Genomic DNA, 17,901 nt, shown 5'->3' on the forward strand with positions numbered 1-17,901 from the left:
ATAAAGATGTTGGAAAAAATAAGAGAGGCCATTTCCGAGGCAGAAAAATTTACAGCAACTACTCTGCAAGAGGTAGAGGATTTTCGTATTAAATACCTTGGTAAAAAAGGAATTCTAAATGATTTTTTTGCAGTATTTAAAGAAGTGCCCAACGAACAAAAAAAAGAGTTTGGCCAAGCTGTCAATCAACTAAAACAAGTTGCACAGGAAAGGGTTGATATGTTCAAATCTCAACTTGAAAGCAAGCTTGAGGATAAAGGGGTTTATGGTGATTTAAGCAGGCCGGGCGATCCCATTTCTATAGGTGGAAGACATCCGATTTCCATTGTAAAAAATCAAATTATTGAAGTGTTTTCGCGCATTGGCTTTAATGTCTCAGAAGGCCCAGAAATTGAAGACGACTGGCACAACTTTTCAGCATTGAATTTACCGGAATATCATCCCGCGCGTGATATGCAAGACACTTTTTTTATTCAAACCAACCCTGATGTACTTTTGAGAACTCACACTTCATCAGTACAAGTGCGGTATATGGAAGAAAACAAACCACCCATCCGGACTATTTCACCGGGAAGGGTATTTAGAAATGAAGCCGTTTCGGCACGTTCACACTGTATTTTCCACCAGGTAGAAGGTCTTTATATTGATAAAGACGTTTCCTTTGCCGATTTAAAGCAAACCTTAATTTATTTCTGTACTGAAATGTTTGGTAAGTCTAAAATCAGGCTGCGACCTTCATACTTCCCTTTTACAGAACCCAGTGCCGAAGTTGATATTTACTGGGGTCTTGAAACTGAAACAGACCACCGAATTACAAAAGGCACTGGCTGGCTAGAAATTATGGGTTGTGGGATGGTAGACCCAAATGTGCTTAAAAATTGCAGCATTGACACCGATGTTTATACTGGTTTTGCTTTTGGAATGGGTATTGAAAGAATTGCTATGTTGCTTTATCAAATAGGTGACATCAGAATGTTTTATGAAAACGATATACGGTTTTTAGAACAGTTTAAAAGTGCGTTGTAAAAAATGCAAAAAGACATTGAATTTCCAGAAGTAAAAGACATTCACATTGCAGCAGTAAAAGAGTGGGACGAAGCCTTTTTAAACCAAAGCTGGAACATTCACCTGATTAACAACAGTAACCTAACGATGGAAGTTACTATTATAGTTTCCAGAGGTTTTTCAAATGAACAAAAAACAGCTACTCTGCGTCATGGCTTGGGTATCCTAGAGCCAAAATCCCACCGAAAAGTTGAATTTATCACCGAGGAAGTTTTACCTTTTAAAAATGAATTCTTACTTAGTTTTTTTGCAAATGGTAAACTCTATGACCGCACTTTTGTGTTTGAAGCTTATACCATCAAAGATGAAAATTTAAATGCAATCCCTTTGCTCGTGAGTGAAGGTATACTTGCGAAATAGACTATATTTCATACTCAAACTCAATAAGTTCCTCACTTTCAGAGTTTAATAAAACATATTTGGGCTGGAAATTTTTGGGTCCCGCGAATATAAGTTTTCTTCCCCTTTTTTTATTGGGTTTAAGAGTGATAATTCTTTTTGATGGTAAATCTATAATGGACTTTAATTCTATTCTTGTTGGGGTGAAACAATTTTTTTTGACATCACATAAACAAACTTTAGTTAGGTCAAACTTTTTTTCATCTTTTGAAAGGTTTTTCATTGTCAGTTCAATCAAATAAAACTTACCATTTTTTCCTGTTTCTTTATCTTTTACAACAGCATATCCCGGTCCATGATTTATCCTTCCATTTTGGGCAACTTTAGTTAAAGTATAATTTATATTATTTATTGAGATCCCCGGTTTTTTTGTTACCATTTTATTTGTAAAACATGAACTAAAAATGCCGGCACAAATAATGAGTAGTAAAAAGCGATTGGTGTAATTCATATTTTTTATAAAAATAGATATTTAATCCAACTTCTCTGTCAACTTTTTAAACACTTTTTTAGGGTTTTTGTTTTCGTAAAGAATGTCATAAACCGCATTGATAATAGGGGTTTTAGCCTTATTTTTTTGATTGATTAACCAAGCGCTTTTTGTTGCATAATAACCCTCAGCTACCATGCTCATTTCCATTTGGGCACTTTTAACGGTATAGCCTTTACCAATCATATTGCCAAACATGCGGTTACGGCTAAAGGTGGAGTAACCCGTCACCAATAAATCCCCCAAATAGGCCGAGTCGTTGATATTGCGTTTCATTTTATAAACCTTTCTAATGAATTTTTTCATTTCCCTGATGGCGTTGCTCATCAAAACACTCTGAAAATTATCTCCATAGCCCAAACCGTGAGCAATCCCTGCGGCAATGGCATAAATGTTTTTTAGCATTGCGGCATATTCGGCGCCTATCACGTCATCGCTAGTCGTAGTTTTTATATAATCGCTGCTCAAGTACTTGGCAACCATTTTGGATTTTTCTTCGTCTGCACAGGCAACAGTGATGTATGAAAGTCGTTCCAATGCGACTTCTTCAGCGTGACAAGGGCCGGTAATAACACCAATATTTTCAAAAGGGATATTGTATTTTTGGTTAAAATGTTCGCCGACAATTAAACCGGTTTCTGGTACAATTCCTTTGATGGCGGAAAATATAATCTTTTGCTCTAGTGATACACTTAACTTTTCCAATTCATTACTTAAAAAAGCAGAAGGAACAGCAAAAATAACCACATCTGCATTTTTAATTACCTTGTTGATATCATTGCTTAAAGAGAGTTGTTTGGTGTCAAATTCAACTGAACTTAGGTAATTTGGGTTGTGGTCTTCTTTTTTGATGTGTTCAATGGCGTAAATGCTTCTCATATACCAATTCACCTTTGGAAGATTTTCACATAGCATTTTTACAATAGCAGTAGCCCAGCTTCCTCCGCCAATAACTGCAAAACTTGGATGCTCTTTCATTTTACTGAATTTTAAAGGAACCTCAAAAATACATATTTTATATTTCTAAAAGCGTTCAGGTTTTCTTTTCTTAAAAAGAGAGAAAGTTTTGATGACTAAAATTTAACAACAGATTAGGATTTCACATACAATTTAAAAAGCAATATGGGCGTTTTTCTAAATAAGAAACCCAAGTGAAACTTCTGTTTATACAGAAAAGTAGTGAAGGTTTTTTGGTTGGTTATTTAGTTTGAAAGCCGCTCTTGTTTCTCAACAAGGGCGGTTTTTTATTTCCTGTAAAAATTCATTTCATCAATGTAATTCCAAACCTCGGCTGGCAGCAAGGGCCTTATATTTTTTCCGGTTTTGATTGCTTTTCTAATGTGAGTGGAAGAAATTTCCATGATGGGTGCTTCGATATGTACAATATCTGGATGATTGGAGAATTGATTTTCGTGGCCATTATCAGTTTTTCTTGGATACACATAAATAGGGTGATGTTTTAAAATCACATCAAAGTTTTTCCATTTATGAAAGGTGTTGAGGTTGTCTTCACCCATTAAAAGACAAAACTGATTTTCTGGAAATTTTTCAGAAAGATGAATGAGTGTGTTTATTGTGTAGTTGGGTTGTGGTAATTTAAATTCAATATCACTGGATTTAAGTTTTTTATAGTGCTCACAGGCTTTATTAACCAATTCAAGACGGTGATGGTCTTCCAGCAAAGTTTTTTTCTTTTTAAATGGGTTATGTGGAGTTACCACAAGCCATATTTCATCAAGGTTACTATATTCAACCAGATGGTTTGCAATAATCAAATGCCCAATATGAATGGGGTTAAAGGACCCAAAATACAAGCCTATTTTTTTTGGTTTTAACACAAATCAACTGTTTGAATTAATAAAATTTGCCACCAAGTCATGTGCTTCCTGTAGTGCAATTTCCAGATTGTTATTTTCAATAACATAGTCAAACTGCGGTGCTGTTGCAAGTTCTATTGATGCTTTTGCGATGCGCATGTTTATTTTGTCCTCACTCTCGGTTTTTCGTTTTTTAAGTCGTCGCTTTAGTTCGTCAACGCTGGGAGGTTTTACAAATACGGCGAGGGTTTCTTTTGGAAATTTCTTTTTTATACGTAAACCGCCCACTACATCTATGTCAAAAATAACATGTTTACCTTCACCCCAAATACGTTCAATTTCAGATTTCAATGTGCCATAAAAATTATCGCGATATACTTCTTCCCATTCAAGAAAGTTATCATCTTTTATGTGTTGTTTAAATTCTTTAAAACTCATAAAATAATAGTGCTGCCCGTCTTTTTCTTCTCCGCGGGGTTCTCGTGAAGTAGCAGAAATTGAAAATGCCAAGTTTAAATCCTTTTGAGCCAAGAGGTGCTGAACAATGGTAGTTTTTCCTGAACCCGAAGGAGCTGAAAAAACAATGAGCTTCCCTTTTCCTTCCATTATAGCACGTTTAATAATTGTTCTTTTATTTTTTCAAGCTCGTCTTTCATTTGTACTACCAATTGTTGCATTGCGGCATGGTTAGATTTTGAGCCAATCGTATTAATTTCACGGCCAATTTCCTGAGAAATGAACCCCAGTTTTTTACCGTTTGAATCTGGTGAGTGGAGTGCATCTGAAAAATAATTTAGATGGTTTTCCAGCCGCACCTTTTCTTCAGTGATATCATATTTTTCAAGATAGTAAATGAGCTCCTGCTCAAATCGGTTTTCATCTACTTGATCTTTCAGGTCGTTTATAGCTTTTCGTAGTCGCTCTTTTACCCCTTGAATGCGTTCGGGATCCATTGCAATTACTTTTTGCAATAGTTCAGATATATTTTTGATTCTTAGAATAAAATCTTTTTTCAGAATTTCACCTTCATCGCTCCTGTAGGTTGAAATTTCATTGAGAGCTTCTTCAACTGTTTCAGTAATTTGCTTGAATTCTTCCTCATCAATTTCTTCACGTTCAGTTTTTAAAGCGTCTGGCATTCGCATCGCAATTTTTAGTAATTCGGTGCGATCACCATTTACTACCATGCTGAGTTGTTTTATGTATTCTTCCACCACAGGAATGTTTACCTGAGAAGAGGTTTCTTCCCCCGAGAGCTCGATATATAGGTTAAAATCGACTTTTCCACGCTCTAACTTGTTAGCGATTATTGTGCGCATTTGAAGTTCTTTTTCCCGGTAAGCTGAAGGAATACGAGCGTTTAAATCGAGATTTTTACTGTTGAGGGATTTTATTTCAACGGTTATTTTTTTTGCGGGAAGTTGTTTGATAGCTTTCCCAAAACCTGTCATGGATTGTATCATTGCTAAAATTTATGGTTTTGCAAAGGTAATTAAATTGACTTAAAGCGATTTGATAAAGTCGAGGGTTCGTTTTTCATTGTAATAGACGTTGTTTTTGTCAAAAAAACCAACGTGCCCGCCATACTTTGGTGTTTCCAGATGGATGTATTCATTGTGTTCAGCAAGGTCGTATGGTAAACAAGCGGGTGAAAGAAAGCTATCATTTTGCGCATTAATTATCAACACAGGAATTTTTATTTCAGGTAAAAACTGCAAACTACTATTTTTATGATAATATTCATATGCATCTTTAAATCCGTGTGCTTTTGAGGTGTAAACCATGTCAAAATCGAGTAAAGTTTTAATTTTTTTCTGCTCATTTTCAGAAATTTCATTCGGGAACATTTCCGTTTTTTCTTTAATTTTTTTGCGTAAGCTTTTCAAAAAAAACCGGGCATAAATACTATTTGAAAACTTATTTAATTCTTCCAACGATTTATCGAGCATTAACGGTGTTGAAATAACAACCGCTTTTTTGATTTCGACTGGAAGGGTTTTTCTTTCCCCTAAATACTTAAGGATTAAATTACCGCCCAAACTAAACCCATTTAAAACAATACTGCTATAGTGGTAGTTTTTAAAAATATGCTGAAGCACAGCCTCCAAATCTTCAGTTGAACCGGCATTGTAGGATCTAAAAAGTTTGTTAGGTTCGCCGCTACAACCTCTCAGGTTGACAGCTACTGTGTCCCAATCGTTTTTGTTTAGATAACTTGCCACACCTTTCATATAAGGGCGTTGTGCATTTCCTTCCAGTCCGTGAATAAGAATTGCCAGTTGATGGCTTTTGTTTTGTGAATAACTCCAATCGATGTCTAAAAAATCGCCATCTTTAAGATGAATACGTTCTCGCGTTTGATAAAGTGGAGGAGGTACTCGCAGTTTTGATGAATAAATAGTTGAAAGATGACCACTCCTAAAAAGAATGGGTGGTTTGTAAGTTGATTTTACTAATGGCATTGAGTTTAATTTATTCACAATTGCTATGCACGCACAGCAAATTTAATTAAGTTTGTAAAAATTTTATGCAATGTACACTAAAGAATTTGAAATAAGATGGAGTGATATTGATGCCAACCGGCACTTAGCCAATAGCGCCTATATCAATTTTATGAGCCACACCAGAATGGGGTTTTTGATGGATCATGGATTGGGACAGCGAGAGATGCTTCACTATAACATAGGACCGGTTGTTTTTTATGAACATATCTATTATTTCAAAGAAGTTTTTGTTGGAAAACCCATCACAGTCTCATTACAACTTAAAGGCTTGTCTGAGGATGGCATGTATTTTGAGTTTTTACATAATTTTTATGATTCACACGGGAAAAATTTTGCCAGCTGTGAAATCATGGGTGGATGGATAGATATGAAAGAACGTAAACTAACCGCTTTGCCTAAGGAGTTACTTGAACGATGGGGTTCACTTGAAAAAACCAGCGACTTCAAAGTGCTTACTAAAAATGATACCCGAAAGCATGGAAAGTCACCTCAACATTTAAGCTAAGTTTTTTGGTTTGCGGGAACTCATATATACCCCTGCAAATATTAAGATGGCCGCAACAACCCGTATGGGTGTTAGATAATCTGCACCAATCACAACAGCATAAATAACAGCTATAACAGGTTGCAGATAGATAAAGGCACCAATTGTGGAGGCTTTTAACTGTCGTAAAGCATAGATATTAAACAAGTAAGTTAAAACAGTAGTGCCTACAACTACAAATCCCATTTTAATAATAACATCAAAGGGAAGGGTTGTCCATTCCACTTTTGTAAATTCATTGAAACCTATGGGAAGATTTATAATTACAGCAAACAAAAACAACCATTTCATTAAAGTGATTGAACTGTATTTTGCAGTGAGGGGTTTCACTAAAATTAAATAAATTGAATAAGCTGTTGCATTAATAATAAAGAGCAGGTTTCCCAAGGGGATGTTGGGAGCATTGAATTGCTCTTTTTCGCCAAATAATATTAATATAAGACCACCGGCAAGACCAATTACAATTCCCGATGTTTTAAGCAAAGTGATTTTCTCTTTAATTAGAATGGCAGACAGCACCAGCAATAATACAGGTGAGAGGGTTATAATAACCGAGCTGTTGATGGGTGTTGAAAGACTGAGTCCTTTAAAAAACATCAACATATTGATGGCCATTCCAAAGAGGGCACAAATTAAAAGCCGTTTCCAGTCTTTGGGATCAATTTTTTCATTGGGATATGCCAGGGAGATTATCCAAAATAAAATCGCAGCACCACCCACTCTAAGAACAATAAAGCCATAAGGTTCAATGTATTGTGGCATCAACCCCTTGGCAATACTGTGATTCATGCCATATATTGTGCCGGCTGCGGTTGCAGCCAAAAGAGCCAGGCTACGGCTGTTCATTAAGTGCTTTTTTGGCTGCCTCAACAGTTTTTGATGCGTTTCCTATAAATAGTTGATTTTCTAACACAAGTGCCGGTCGTTTTAAAAACGTATAGTGCTCCAGAAGCAAGTCTTTATAATCGTCCTCTGAGAGTTGTTTGTTTTTTAAATCTCGTTGTTTGTAAAGCTGGGCTCTTTTATTAAACAACGACTCATAGCTTCCAGAAAGGGCTTTCAATGTTTCCAGCTCATTTTCGGAAATTGGGTTTTGCTTCATATCACGCAGGCTCACTCTGGAATCCAGAGGTAGCGTTTCCATTATTCGTTTACAAGTAGAACAGGTAGATAAATAAAAAAAGATTTTCAAAATAACGGTTTTAGAAAGTCACAAAGTTAGCGATACTTTATAAACTGCTCAATTTCAATCAACGGAATATTTAAAATTATTGGGCCTTCTGCATAGCTGGCTATTTCATATTGGTTGTAATGTATAATCATTTCTGAATCTGTAAATCCAATTGTTTCGGGCAGATGAAATGCATTGTTTTCAAACCAAAATCCAGTGGTATTAATTGTTCTACCGTGTGCAATACCATACAACTCTCTGAATTTTAATTCACAATAATCCAACAACGATTTTTCATTTAAAAATAGTTGTGATTTGTCAAGATATTCTCCTGTTTGTGCGTCAAAGTTCAAAAAAGTATTTCCACTGTAACCATGTGCACCTCCGGTAAACAAGTAGTAATTAACTTCAATAGACACAAAAGTTTCTGATTGGTACAGAACCCTCATAAATATATCTACATCATAGGAAATAAATGAGTTTCCAAAATCTGATTCGTATTGTTTAAAGTCTTCAATAAAATAAACTAAAGCCTCATGGATATTTTGAAATTCAGAAGTTTGGTCTTCAGCAGCTGTTATTTTAGAGATGATAATGTCTTCAATTTTTGAATTTACAGCAGTTGATTTTGCATCGTTTTCCTTTGCTTCAAGATATTCTATATTGATTGTTGGACATCTTGAGGAGGCACATATTTCAAAATCATCTTGAGTGAGTGTTTTAGTTTCAAATTGTAAAGGTTTTTCAAAAGAACAACTGCTTGCTAAAACCACAGCAAGCAGCAGGGGGATAATTCGGTTCATAAAAGCAACTTGTTAAACAATGGCTAAAGATACATTTTGATTTAAAATTGACCATATTATCCCTTACATTTATGTGGTTTTAAATAGTTAAAATAACTTATATGAAGTTCAACACTAAAACAGTTCATGGTGGCCAACACAATGTTGACCCTGCTTATGGCTCTGTGATGCCGCCAATTTATCAAACGAGTACTTATTCTCAAACCACCCCTGGGAAGCACAATGGGTTTGCCTATTCCAGAACCGCAAACCCTACCCGAACGGCACTGGAAAATGCATTGGCAAGTATTGAAAACGGAAATTATGGTTTGGCATTTGGCTCAGGTCTGGCAGCTATTGATGCCGTTATAAAGCTTTTAAAGACGGGTGATGAAGTGGTTTCCACAAACGATTTGTATGGTGGGAGCTATCGCCTCTTTAAAAAAGTGTTTGAGAAATTTGGCATTAAATTCCATTTCGTTGGAATGCAGGATGCTTCTCAAATTGAAAATTATATCAATGAAAACACCCGCTTGCTTTGGGTAGAAACACCCACCAACCCTATGATGAAAATCATCGATATAAAAGCCTGTTCAGAAATTGCAAAAAAGCACAATATTCTTTTAGCAGTTGATAATACTTTTGCTACGGCCTATTTACAGTTGCCACTTGAACTGGGTGCTGATATAGTGATGCATTCAGCAACTAAATACTTAGGAGGGCACAGCGATGTTGTGATGGGTTCACTGGTAGTGAAAGATAAACAACTTGCCGAGCAGTTGTATTTTATTCAGAATGCCAGTGGGGGCATTTGTGGTCCTCAAGACTGCTTTTTGGTTTTAAGAGGAATCAAAACACTTCATTTAAGAATGCAACGGCACTGTGAAAATGGTAATGCAGTTGCAGAATTCTTAGCGTCTCACCCAAAAGTAGAAAAAGTATATTGGCCGGGATTGCCTTCTCATCCAAATCATGAAATAGCCAAAGCTCAAATGAAAGATTTTGGAGGGATGATTTCTTTTACCACAAAAGGAAATGTGATGGCAGATGCCATTAAAGTTGTGGAAAATCTCAAAATTTTTACATTGGCTGAATCTTTGGGAGGTGTTGAATCTTTAGCGGGACACCCTGCAAGCATGACGCATGCTTCAATTCCTAAAGAAGAACGTGAAAAAACCGGAGTGGTAGATTCCTTAATAAGATTGAGTGTTGGTATAGAAGACCAAGACGATTTAATTGCAGATTTAAAACAAGCTTTGGGTTAGTCTAAATACAATACATAACCGATATTTAGCCAGTAAATCCAGTCATTTGCTTTGTTTTCGGGTACGTCTGGATTTAATCCATCCACCCAGTTTGAAAAGTAATATTGCCAGCGACCATCAAGCATTAAGTCACTCATTCTGGTAAGTTTATATCTGAAACCAAAACTCCACACTACAGACCAGGTTGTTCCCGGTTTGGTGGTTCTTGCGTCTTCACCATATTTATCGGGATAAAGTGGTTGCCCAATTTCAGTGGGTACAAATTCTGTATAATTATCAGGGCTATAATTTACCCAATGAGCACCTAGGCTCACAAAAGGAGCAATTTTATAACTCCCTGCAACAAAATCTCTGATACTAAGTGGGAAATACTCCAATTGAGACCCAATGTCAAAAACTGAAGTGGACCCTCTCATACCTCTTAGTTGATCAGCAGTAAGAGATGTTTTGGAAGGATCAACCCATCTTCCAAAGTGTTCAAGTTTGGAAGTGTGATATGATATTTCTGTTCTTACTTTAAAATGGTCGTTAAAGTAGGTGTCACGAGTATAGCAATTACAATCGGCACGGTAAGCAAAATTCATATAGTGAATTAACCCCACTCCATAACCCACATTTTTCATATTGGTTTCAATGTTGTTTCTTTGCCCATAATCTGAATAGAAAATCACGGGACCTGTAATTACACCTACTTCATGAGAAAAACCAAACTGCGAGAAGGTCTCCTGCTGGAAGAAGATTGAAAGAAAAATCACCAAAACAAAATAGTTGGTTTTCATGATGGAATAGAGTTACTTGAGACTTAGCAAATATATAAAAACAAATATAAGTAAGATGTTAATTAAAAAACTGTAATATATGATTATTATCAAAAACTAATTACTTCATTTCCTTTATATTTGCATTCAAATTAACGAAATCGTTTACGCAAAATTATATAAGATGACAGAAAGTATTAAAAACTTCGTTGCTTCAGTTGAAAAATCAAACCCTAATGAACCCGAATTTCTTCAGGCAGTTAGAGAAGTAGCAGAAACAGTAATTCCATTTATAGAAGAAAATAAAAAATACCAGGGCAAAAAACTACTTGAACGTATGGTTGAGCCCGAACGTGTTATTATTTTTAGAGTTCCTTGGACTGCAGACAATGGAGAAATAATGATTAATAAAGCATACAGAGTGCAGTTTAATTCTGCTATTGGACCCTATAAGGGTGGTATGCGTTTTCACCCATCAGTAAACCTTAGTGTTTTAAAGTTTTTGGGCTTTGAGCAAACTTTTAAAAATGCTTTAACAACCCTTCCAATGGGTGGAGGTAAAGGAGGATCAGACTTTGATCCTAAAGGAAAATCAGATGCTGAAGTGATGCGTTTTTGTCAAAGTTTAATGACAGAATTAAGTAAATTCATAGGTCCAAATACAGATGTGCCCGCCGGTGACATTGGTGTTGGAGCACGTGAAATTGGCTTTATGTTTGGACAATACAAACGGTTAAGAGATGAGTTTACCGGGGTTTTGACAGGAAAAGGATTTTCTTATGGGGGCTCTCTTATGCGACCTGAAGCAACCGGTTATGGAAATGTTTATTTTACACAAAGTATGTTGCAATTAAGAGGCGAAAGTTTGAAAGGAAAAACAATTGTAATCTCCGGTTCAGGAAACGTGGCTCAATTTGCAGCTGAAAAAGCAACCCAGTTAGGAGGAAAAGTGATTACCCTTTCAGATTCGGGTGGATATATTTTAGACAATGATGGTATAGACAGTGAAAAGCTTGCTTTTGTAATGGAGTTGAAAAACGAAAAAAGAGGAAGAATCAGTGAGTATGTAGATCAATACCCTAATGCAAAGTATTTTGACGGGAAGAGACCTTGGGGTGAAAAATGTGATATTGCATTGCCTTGTGCCACTCAAAACGAACTGAACGAAGAGGAGGCAAAAACTTTGGTCGAAAATGGTTGTATATGTGTGGGTGAAGGAGCAAATATGCCTACTACCCCTGAAGCTGTTGAGGTTTTCCAAAAAGCAAAAATTCTTTTCTCTCCCGGAAAAGCTTCCAATGCCGGAGGTGTCTCTACCTCTGGACTTGAAATGTCTCAAAACTCTTTGCGTTTAAATTGGACTGCAGAAGAAGTGGATCAAAAACTCTATAGAATTATGGGAGATATTCACGATGCCTGTGTAAAATATGGCACTCGTGAAGACGGATATATTGATTATGTAAAAGGAGCAAACATCGCCGGGTTTGTAAAAGTAGCAGACGCTATGTTGGCACAAGGTGTTGTTTAACTTTTTTCTTAAGAATGAAAAAACCACCCTTAAAAACGGGTGGTTTTTTGTTTTTACTCATTGCAATATTTTCTATTTTAGTCTGTTAATTGTTAAAGTCGTTTTTATTTCTTTATGAAGAAAATATTACAATTACTATTCATAATTTGCGCCATTGGCATGAATGCTCAAACATTTGAAAACCAATGGGCCGCATTATTTTCGTTTTCAAATGTGGTCGATTTAGCCGAAGGCAATGATAAATTATATGCAGCTTCAGAAAATGCTGTTTTTACTTATGATTTAATTACTTCTGAAATAAACACCATTACTACCATTCAAGGACTTTCAGGAGAGCTAATTTCTTCAATCTATTACAGTGAAGGGTTTAATATTACAGCCATTGGCTACCAAAATGGCTTAATTGAGCTTGTCTTGGATGATGGCACAGTGTTGAAGGTAATTGACATTTTAGACAAGCCAACCATTCCTCCTAATAGAAAACGCATCAATCATTTCAATGAATTTAATGGTAATTTATACATTTCAACTGATTTTGGTATTTCTGTATATGACCTTACGTCTCTTGAATTTGGAGACTCTTATTTTATAGGTGATTTAGGAACTCAAACCCGCATCAACCAAACAGCTGTTTTGGATGGTTATATTTTTGCGGCAATGGGTAATAAAATTAAAAGAGCAGATGTTAATAACCCCAATCTCATAAACTTTGAAGAGTGGTTTGATTATTATCCTTCAGGAATGATTGGAATACAGAGTTTTGGAGATTTTTTATACGGAATTGATTTTAATTCACGCCTGCTTCAGTTTGAAGACGGCAATGCAACAATTATTGCAAACTTCAGTGAACCCAATAAGAACATTTATACTTCAGAGAATTATTTAACAGTCACTTCCGAAACAAGTTCAACAGTATTTGATTTGAGTTTAGACCAGGTAGCTTCTGTTAACTCTGTAATGGATTATGAAGAATATGGTTTGTCAAATTCTTTGGCTTATAATAATAATATTTATCTTGCTACTGATCAATATGGAGTACTTGAGGTTCCTTTTGGAAATAACCAAGCAGAGCAAATCCTACCCGATGGTCCCATACTCAATAAGCCTTTTGCAATTGATGCAACACCCGGGCAGCTATGGGTTGTATTTGGAGAAGTAACACTCACTTTTAATCCATTTCCGTTAAACGAAAGAGGGATGAGTCAATTCATCAACAACAAATGGGTTAACGTTCCTTATGAAGAGCTTTTTGGAGCCAAATCGATTTCTTATGTAAAAATTGATCCCAATAATCCTTCTGAAGTGTATGCCGGATCTATGAATGATGGATTATTAAAGCTGGTTGATTCCATACCAACCATTTTGTTTGATGAAACAAATAGTGCATTGGAACCCGGTTTTGTAACATCCAATAACCCGGGAGGAAGTATTAGAATATTTGGCTCTGAATTTGACAATTCCGGTAATTTATGGTTTGTGCAATCAGGAGTTGAAAATGGTTTGAATAAGCTTTCAGCAAGTGGTCAGATTCAAGGGTATGACTTAACAAGTGTTATTCCTGATCCCCCTTCTGAAGTGGGATTAAATAAGTTGGATATTACCAGAGAAGGATTTGTCTTTTTTGCCAGTTTAAATAACGGACTTATTGGATACAACCCAACTACAGGAGCGTTTAAAAAAATAATGGAAGATTTTGGCAATGGAAACCTCCCTGATAAAAATGTAAGAGCCGTAACAATTGACAATAGAAATCAAGCTTGGATAGGTACACTAAGAGGTTTGAGAGTGTTGTTTAATGTGGGCGGTTTCTTTCAGGAAAATGCCAATGTTGACGCACAGCCCATCATAATTCTCGATGATGATGGAGTCCCACAGGAGTTATTGTTTGAACAGTCCATTACCGATATTGAAGTGGATGGAGCCAATAATAAATGGATTGCCACTGCTACATCAGGTGTTTTTTATGTGTCCTCAAATGGTCAGGAAACGTTGTTGCGTTTTAACAAAGACAACTCACCATTGCCCTCAAATAATGTCCAAGATATTGCAATCGATCCTCAAAGTGGAGTGGTGTATTTTGCAACGGCCAACGGCTTAATGGCTTTTAATGGAACCACTACTGCTCCCAATGAATCACTGGAAGCACTAAGGGCTTTCCCAAACCCAGTGAGGCCAAATTTCAACGGGAGTGTTACTATAGACGGGCTTACCGCGCGCGCTAATGTAAAAATAACCGACGTAAACGGAAATCTTGTATATGAACAAGTCTCTGAAGGGGGAAGTTTACAATGGGACACAACAGCTTTTGGCAGATATAAAGTTTCATCCGGGGTTTATTTTATATTGGCTACTACAGATGATGCAATGGAAACCAAAGTTGCCAAAGTAATGATTGTAAGATAATGCTTGTCAACACCAAAGCACTTGTAATCTCAACTGTAAAATATGCAGAGGCAGATTTGATCGTAAAGTGTTTTACAAAGAGTTTCGGAATTAAAAGTTACTTGTTAAAAGGAGTGCTTAAATCAAAAAAAGGAAAAATCAGAGCATCCTATTTTCAACCTTTAACACTTTTGGAAATAACAGCACTTCACAAAGACAAAGGAACATTAGAATATTTACGGGAAGTCAAAGTTGATTATCCCTATCAGACACTTCACTCCAATGTTGCAAAATCAGCGTTGGTTTTGTTTCTGTCAGAAGTTTTGAAGCAAAGTATAATTGAAGAAGAACCCAATGATTCTCTCTATTTATTTTTAAAAGAATCCCTTATATGGCTTGATGAAAATGAAAGTTATGCCAGTTTTCACATATTATTTCTTTTAAAACTAACTGAATATTTAGGATTTTCACCAGATACCTCAACTATCAAACAACCAATATTTAACCCCGTAGAAGGAATTTTTCAACAAGACATTTCTAATATATATTGTGTGGAATTAACTCCCGAAAACCAAGGGTTAAAACAACTTTTCGGCATAAAATTTGATGACATAACAGCTTTAAAACTAACCAAGAAACAACGTCAAAATACGCTTGATTTATTATTGCTTTATTTTCAATTGCATATTCAAGGGTTTAAAAAGCCAAAATCACTCGCTGTTTTGCATCAAATATTTAACTGATAATGAGACTGTCATTAGTTTTTCTAATATTTTCTGTATCGTTTGTATATTCTCAGCAAATAAGATTAATTGACAGTGAAACCCTGGAGCCAATTCCCAGTGTTTTAATATACAATGCAAACAAGTCAAAAAGCAGCATTTCAGATTTAGACGGATATTGTTCAATTACTCCCTTTGATTCTAAAGAAGAAATTTATTTCCAGCACACAAGCTATAAAAATGTCGTTTTAACGAAAGAAGAAATTCAAAAAAATGGAGCGCCAATTTTATTGATTCCTGAAACAGGTCAACTGGATGAAATCATACTATCTGTTTCAAAATTTAAACAAAAGCGAAACGAAATTTCACAATCCATAGTTGCCATTACTGCTAAAGAAGCTCTTTTTTCTCAACCACAAACCGCTGCAGATTTACTAAGTAACAGCGGGCGAGTGTTTGTGCAAAAAAGCCAACTGGGAGGCGGAAGCCCTATGATAAGAGGCTTTTCAACAAATCGACTCTTGATGACCGTAGACGGTGTGCGTATGAATACCGCTATTTTCAGAGGGGGAAACATACAAAACATCCTGTCAATTGATCCGTTTGTAGTAGACAATACTGAAGTCATTTTAGGTCCCGGGTCCGTGGTTTATGGAAGTGATGCCGTGGGTGGAGTGATGAATTTTTACACCCTGAAACCCAAATTTTCTTTTGAAGAGGGAATGGCTTTTTCAGGAAATGCTGTTGCCCGTTTTTCTACTGCCAATGAAGAGAAATCCGGACACTTAGATTTGAATTTCGGATTCAAGGAATGGGCTTTTTTGAGCAGTATTTCTTATAGTGATTTTGGCGATTTAAGAATGGGAAAACATGGGCCCGACGATTACCTTCGCAATTTTTACATTGAAACAATTGAAGGTGAAGATCTTCAAACCGAAAACACAAATCCACTGATTCAAAAACCCACCGGTTATGACCAACTCAGTTTAGCTCAAAAAGTGAGATTTATGCCCAATGAAGTTTGGGATTTTACTTTAAACTTGTTGTATTCAGAAACATCAGACTATTCACGCTATGATCGTCTCACTCGTGAAAGAAATGGCAACCTGCGAGATGCTGAGTGGTATTATGGCCCCCAAGGGTGGTTTTCAAGCAACCTACAATTGGAGCGAAAAAGCCGAAGCATTTTGTATGATGATTCCAAACTAATTGTAGCCTATCAACGCTTTGAAGAAAGCAGAAACAATAGAGGTGTGGATTCGAATGAGTTGTATAAAACCAATGATAATGTAGATGCTATTTCTACCAATCTTGATTTTACCAAAAAGATTAATGAAGTCAATGTCTTTTATGGTTTTGAGTATGTTCATAACAAAGTAACTTCTTCAGGAAACCTTACAAATATTGACACAAATGAGACGACTGAAACTGCTTCACGCTATCCCGATGGTTCCACTTGGCAATCCATAGCAGCACATTCCAGTCTAAATTGGAAGTTACTCCCTAAATTGAACCTTCAAGCCGGATTACGCTACAGTCATTTTATAATAGACGCTACTTTTGAGAACCGTTTTTATGATTTTCCCTTTAAAGATATTGAAATCAATACCGGAAACCTTACGGGAAGTATTGGTTTTGCTTTTCAAGCCAGTAAGTTGTTGGGATTGCGCACTAACTTTTCAACAGCTTTCAGAGCACCAAACATTGATGATGTCGGAAAAACATTTGATTCAGAACCCGGAAATGTGGTTGTGCCCAATCCCAATTTAAAAGCGGAATATTCCTATAACGGTGAATTGGGTGCTATACTCAATTTTGAAAATCTCCTAAAAGTAGAAATGGCCACTTTTTATACCAAACTCGACAACGCACTAGTGCGTCGTGATTTTAGCCTTAACGGCGAAACTGAAATCATCTATCAGGGTGAATTAAGCAATGTCCAAGCCATTCAAAACGCCGCCGATGCTCGTGTATATGGTTTTGAAGCTTCTTTGAAAATCAATTTTGGTGAAAATTTAAGTCTCAGTTCAAATTACACCATCGCCAGGGGTTATGAAGAACTGGACAATGGTGACAAAGCCCCTTTGCGCCACGCACCTCCACAATTTGGAAATACTCATCTGATTTGGAAAAATAAACGTTTAAAAATAGATGCTTTTGCCCGTTACAGCGGCCAGATTAGAGCAGTTAATATGGCACCCTCTGAAGCCAACAAGCCTGAATTATACCCAATAAACACCAACGATGATTTGTACTCACCCGGGTGGTACATGCTCAATTTGGCGACTCAATATCAATTGACAGATACTATGCAATTTTCAGCTTCTCTTGAAAATATTACAGACCAGCGATACCGCACCTATTCTTCAGGAATTGCTGCACCGGGAAGGAATTTTATTGCTTCGGTGAAGTACTCATTTTAAACAAGGATATTTCCTCTAAATTGCTTATTTTCGCAACCTTAAATAAAAAGT

18 protein-coding genes are annotated in these 17,901 nt (G+C 36.3%); 8 read left to right on the forward strand and 10 right to left on the reverse strand.

The window, feature by feature from the left end:
* Nucleotides 1–6: 6 nt before the first annotated feature.
* Together pheS and IEV69_RS01040 are read left to right on the forward strand one after the other, a co-directional pair.
* On the forward strand, nucleotides 7–1,026 hold the full coding sequence (gene pheS / locus IEV69_RS01035; RefSeq protein ID WP_188438578.1) for a phenylalanine--tRNA ligase subunit alpha: 1,020 nt from the start codon (nucleotides 7–9) through the stop codon (nucleotides 1,024–1,026).
* 3 nt (nucleotides 1,027–1,029) lie between these two features.
* The gene (locus IEV69_RS01040) at nucleotides 1,030–1,425 is read left to right on the forward strand and encodes a hypothetical protein (RefSeq protein WP_188438580.1); all 396 of its coding nucleotides are present in this window, start codon (nucleotides 1,030–1,032) and stop codon (nucleotides 1,423–1,425) included.
* Between the two features lies 1 nt (nucleotide 1,426).
* Here IEV69_RS01040 and IEV69_RS01045 read toward each other — a convergent pair whose 3' ends face one another.
* The 6 genes from IEV69_RS01045 to IEV69_RS01070 all read right to left on the reverse strand — a co-directional run bounded on the left by IEV69_RS01045 (nucleotide 1,427) and on the right by IEV69_RS01070 (nucleotide 6,233).
* Nucleotides 1,427–1,915, reverse strand: a complete 489-nt coding sequence (locus IEV69_RS01045) for a hypothetical protein (protein ID WP_188438582.1) — start codon at nucleotides 1,913–1,915, stop codon at nucleotides 1,427–1,429.
* A 21-nt stretch (nucleotides 1,916–1,936) separates the two neighbouring features.
* Nucleotides 1,937–2,932: an NAD(P)H-dependent glycerol-3-phosphate dehydrogenase gene (locus IEV69_RS01050; protein WP_188438584.1), complete on the reverse strand. Its 996-nt coding sequence runs from the start codon at nucleotides 2,930–2,932 to the stop codon at nucleotides 1,937–1,939.
* A gap of 266 nt (nucleotides 2,933–3,198) precedes the next feature.
* Nucleotides 3,199–3,792: a nicotinate (nicotinamide) nucleotide adenylyltransferase gene (gene nadD / locus IEV69_RS01055; RefSeq protein WP_188438585.1), complete on the reverse strand. Its 594-nt coding sequence runs from the start codon at nucleotides 3,790–3,792 to the stop codon at nucleotides 3,199–3,201.
* 3 nt (nucleotides 3,793–3,795) lie between these two features.
* Nucleotides 3,796–4,377: a guanylate kinase gene (gene gmk / locus IEV69_RS01060; RefSeq protein WP_188438587.1), complete on the reverse strand. Its 582-nt coding sequence runs from the start codon at nucleotides 4,375–4,377 to the stop codon at nucleotides 3,796–3,798.
* Entirely contained in the window at nucleotides 4,377–5,234 is an 858-nt protein-coding gene (locus IEV69_RS01065; protein WP_188438589.1) for a YicC/YloC family endoribonuclease, read from the reverse strand. Before IEV69_RS01065 ends, gmk begins: the two co-directional genes overlap by 1 nt.
* 39 nt (nucleotides 5,235–5,273) lie before the next feature.
* The gene (locus IEV69_RS01070) at nucleotides 5,274–6,233 is read right to left on the reverse strand and encodes a YheT family hydrolase (protein WP_188438591.1); all 960 of its coding nucleotides are present in this window, start codon (nucleotides 6,231–6,233) and stop codon (nucleotides 5,274–5,276) included.
* A gap of 70 nt (nucleotides 6,234–6,303) precedes the next feature.
* On the opposite strand from IEV69_RS01070, the gene IEV69_RS01075 reads away from it, so the two are divergent.
* Nucleotides 6,304–6,780 (forward strand): acyl-CoA thioesterase, encoded by a 477-nt coding sequence (locus IEV69_RS01075; RefSeq protein ID WP_188438593.1) that lies wholly within the window; start codon nucleotides 6,304–6,306, stop codon nucleotides 6,778–6,780.
* On the opposite strand, the gene IEV69_RS01080 is transcribed toward IEV69_RS01075, so the two are convergent.
* The 3 genes from IEV69_RS01080 to IEV69_RS01090 are packed head-to-tail and all read right to left on the reverse strand — an operon-like array spanning nucleotide 6,772 to nucleotide 8,793.
* Nucleotides 6,772–7,665, reverse strand: a complete 894-nt coding sequence (locus tag IEV69_RS01080; protein WP_188438595.1) for a DMT family transporter — start codon at nucleotides 7,663–7,665, stop codon at nucleotides 6,772–6,774. The genes IEV69_RS01075 and IEV69_RS01080 overlap by 9 nt on opposite strands.
* Nucleotides 7,652–8,011: an arsenate reductase family protein gene (locus IEV69_RS01085; protein ID WP_188438597.1), complete on the reverse strand. Its 360-nt coding sequence runs from the start codon at nucleotides 8,009–8,011 to the stop codon at nucleotides 7,652–7,654. The genes IEV69_RS01080 and IEV69_RS01085 overlap by 14 nt, the downstream gene beginning before the upstream one ends.
* Before the next feature lie 26 nt (nucleotides 8,012–8,037).
* On the reverse strand, nucleotides 8,038–8,793 hold the full coding sequence (locus IEV69_RS01090) for a DUF3298 and DUF4163 domain-containing protein (protein ID WP_188438599.1): 756 nt from the start codon (nucleotides 8,791–8,793) through the stop codon (nucleotides 8,038–8,040).
* Between the two features lie 101 nt (nucleotides 8,794–8,894).
* Here IEV69_RS01090 and IEV69_RS01095 point away from each other — a divergent pair, with 101 nt between their 5' ends.
* Nucleotides 8,895–10,037, forward strand: a complete 1,143-nt coding sequence (locus IEV69_RS01095) for a cystathionine gamma-synthase (protein ID WP_188438601.1) — start codon at nucleotides 8,895–8,897, stop codon at nucleotides 10,035–10,037.
* Here IEV69_RS01095 and IEV69_RS01100 read toward each other — a convergent pair.
* Nucleotides 10,034–10,816, reverse strand: a complete 783-nt coding sequence (locus IEV69_RS01100; protein ID WP_188438602.1) for a THC0290_0291 family protein — start codon at nucleotides 10,814–10,816, stop codon at nucleotides 10,034–10,036. The genes IEV69_RS01095 and IEV69_RS01100 overlap by 4 nt on opposite strands.
* 163 nt (nucleotides 10,817–10,979) lie before the next feature.
* On the opposite strand from IEV69_RS01100, the gene gdhA reads away from it, so the two are divergent.
* The 4 genes from gdhA (at nucleotide 10,980) to IEV69_RS01120 (ending at nucleotide 17,850) form a co-directional block, all read left to right on the forward strand.
* Nucleotides 10,980–12,323 carry an NADP-specific glutamate dehydrogenase gene (gdhA, locus tag IEV69_RS01105; RefSeq protein ID WP_188438604.1) on the forward strand — a complete coding sequence of 448 codons (1,344 nt, stop codon included), beginning with the start codon at nucleotides 10,980–10,982 and terminating at the stop codon, nucleotides 12,321–12,323.
* 114 nt (nucleotides 12,324–12,437) lie between these two features.
* Nucleotides 12,438–14,726, forward strand: a complete 2,289-nt coding sequence (gene porZ / locus IEV69_RS01110; protein ID WP_188438606.1) for a type IX secretion system anionic LPS delivery protein PorZ — start codon at nucleotides 12,438–12,440, stop codon at nucleotides 14,724–14,726.
* The gene (gene recO / locus IEV69_RS01115; RefSeq protein WP_188438608.1) at nucleotides 14,726–15,448 is read left to right on the forward strand and encodes a DNA repair protein RecO; all 723 of its coding nucleotides are present in this window, start codon (nucleotides 14,726–14,728) and stop codon (nucleotides 15,446–15,448) included. Before porZ ends, recO begins: the two co-directional genes overlap by 1 nt.
* A 2-nt stretch (nucleotides 15,449–15,450) precedes the next feature.
* Nucleotides 15,451–17,850: a TonB-dependent receptor gene (locus IEV69_RS01120; RefSeq protein ID WP_188438610.1), complete on the forward strand. Its 2,400-nt coding sequence runs from the start codon at nucleotides 15,451–15,453 to the stop codon at nucleotides 17,848–17,850.
* Nucleotides 17,851–17,901: the final 51 nt, after the last annotated feature.

The sequence above is a fragment of the Planktosalinus lacus genome (genome assembly GCF_014640155.1).
Lineage (GTDB): Bacteria > Bacteroidota > Bacteroidia > Flavobacteriales > Flavobacteriaceae > Planktosalinus > Planktosalinus lacus.

Coding starts and splice junctions, on each gene's coding strand:
- pheS (WP_188438578.1), top strand. CDS start 7: ATGTTGGAAAAAATAAGAGAGGCCATTTCCGAGGCAGAAAAATTTACA.
- IEV69_RS01040 (WP_188438580.1), top strand. CDS start 1,030: ATGCAAAAAGACATTGAATTTCCAGAAGTAAAAGACATTCACATTGCA.
- IEV69_RS01045 (WP_188438582.1), bottom strand. CDS start 1,915: ATGAATTACACCAATCGCTTTTTACTACTCATTATTTGTGCCGGCATT.
- IEV69_RS01050 (WP_188438584.1), bottom strand. CDS start 2,932: ATGAAAGAGCATCCAAGTTTTGCAGTTATTGGCGGAGGAAGCTGGGCT.
- gmk (WP_188438587.1), bottom strand. CDS start 4,377: ATGGAAGGAAAAGGGAAGCTCATTGTTTTTTCAGCTCCTTCGGGTTCA.
- IEV69_RS01065 (WP_188438589.1), bottom strand. CDS start 5,234: ATGATACAATCCATGACAGGTTTTGGGAAAGCTATCAAACAACTTCCC.
- IEV69_RS01070 (WP_188438591.1), bottom strand. CDS start 6,233: ATGCCATTAGTAAAATCAACTTACAAACCACCCATTCTTTTTAGGAGT.
- IEV69_RS01075 (WP_188438593.1), top strand. CDS start 6,304: ATGTACACTAAAGAATTTGAAATAAGATGGAGTGATATTGATGCCAAC.
- IEV69_RS01080 (WP_188438595.1), bottom strand. CDS start 7,665: ATGAACAGCCGTAGCCTGGCTCTTTTGGCTGCAACCGCAGCCGGCACA.
- IEV69_RS01090 (WP_188438599.1), bottom strand. CDS start 8,793: ATGAACCGAATTATCCCCCTGCTGCTTGCTGTGGTTTTAGCAAGCAGT.
- IEV69_RS01095 (WP_188438601.1), top strand. CDS start 8,895: ATGAAGTTCAACACTAAAACAGTTCATGGTGGCCAACACAATGTTGAC.
- IEV69_RS01100 (WP_188438602.1), bottom strand. CDS start 10,816: ATGAAAACCAACTATTTTGTTTTGGTGATTTTTCTTTCAATCTTCTTC.
- gdhA (WP_188438604.1), top strand. CDS start 10,980: ATGACAGAAAGTATTAAAAACTTCGTTGCTTCAGTTGAAAAATCAAAC.
- porZ (WP_188438606.1), top strand. CDS start 12,438: ATGAAGAAAATATTACAATTACTATTCATAATTTGCGCCATTGGCATG.
- recO (WP_188438608.1), top strand. CDS start 14,726: ATGCTTGTCAACACCAAAGCACTTGTAATCTCAACTGTAAAATATGCA.
- IEV69_RS01120 (WP_188438610.1), top strand. CDS start 15,451: ATGAGACTGTCATTAGTTTTTCTAATATTTTCTGTATCGTTTGTATAT.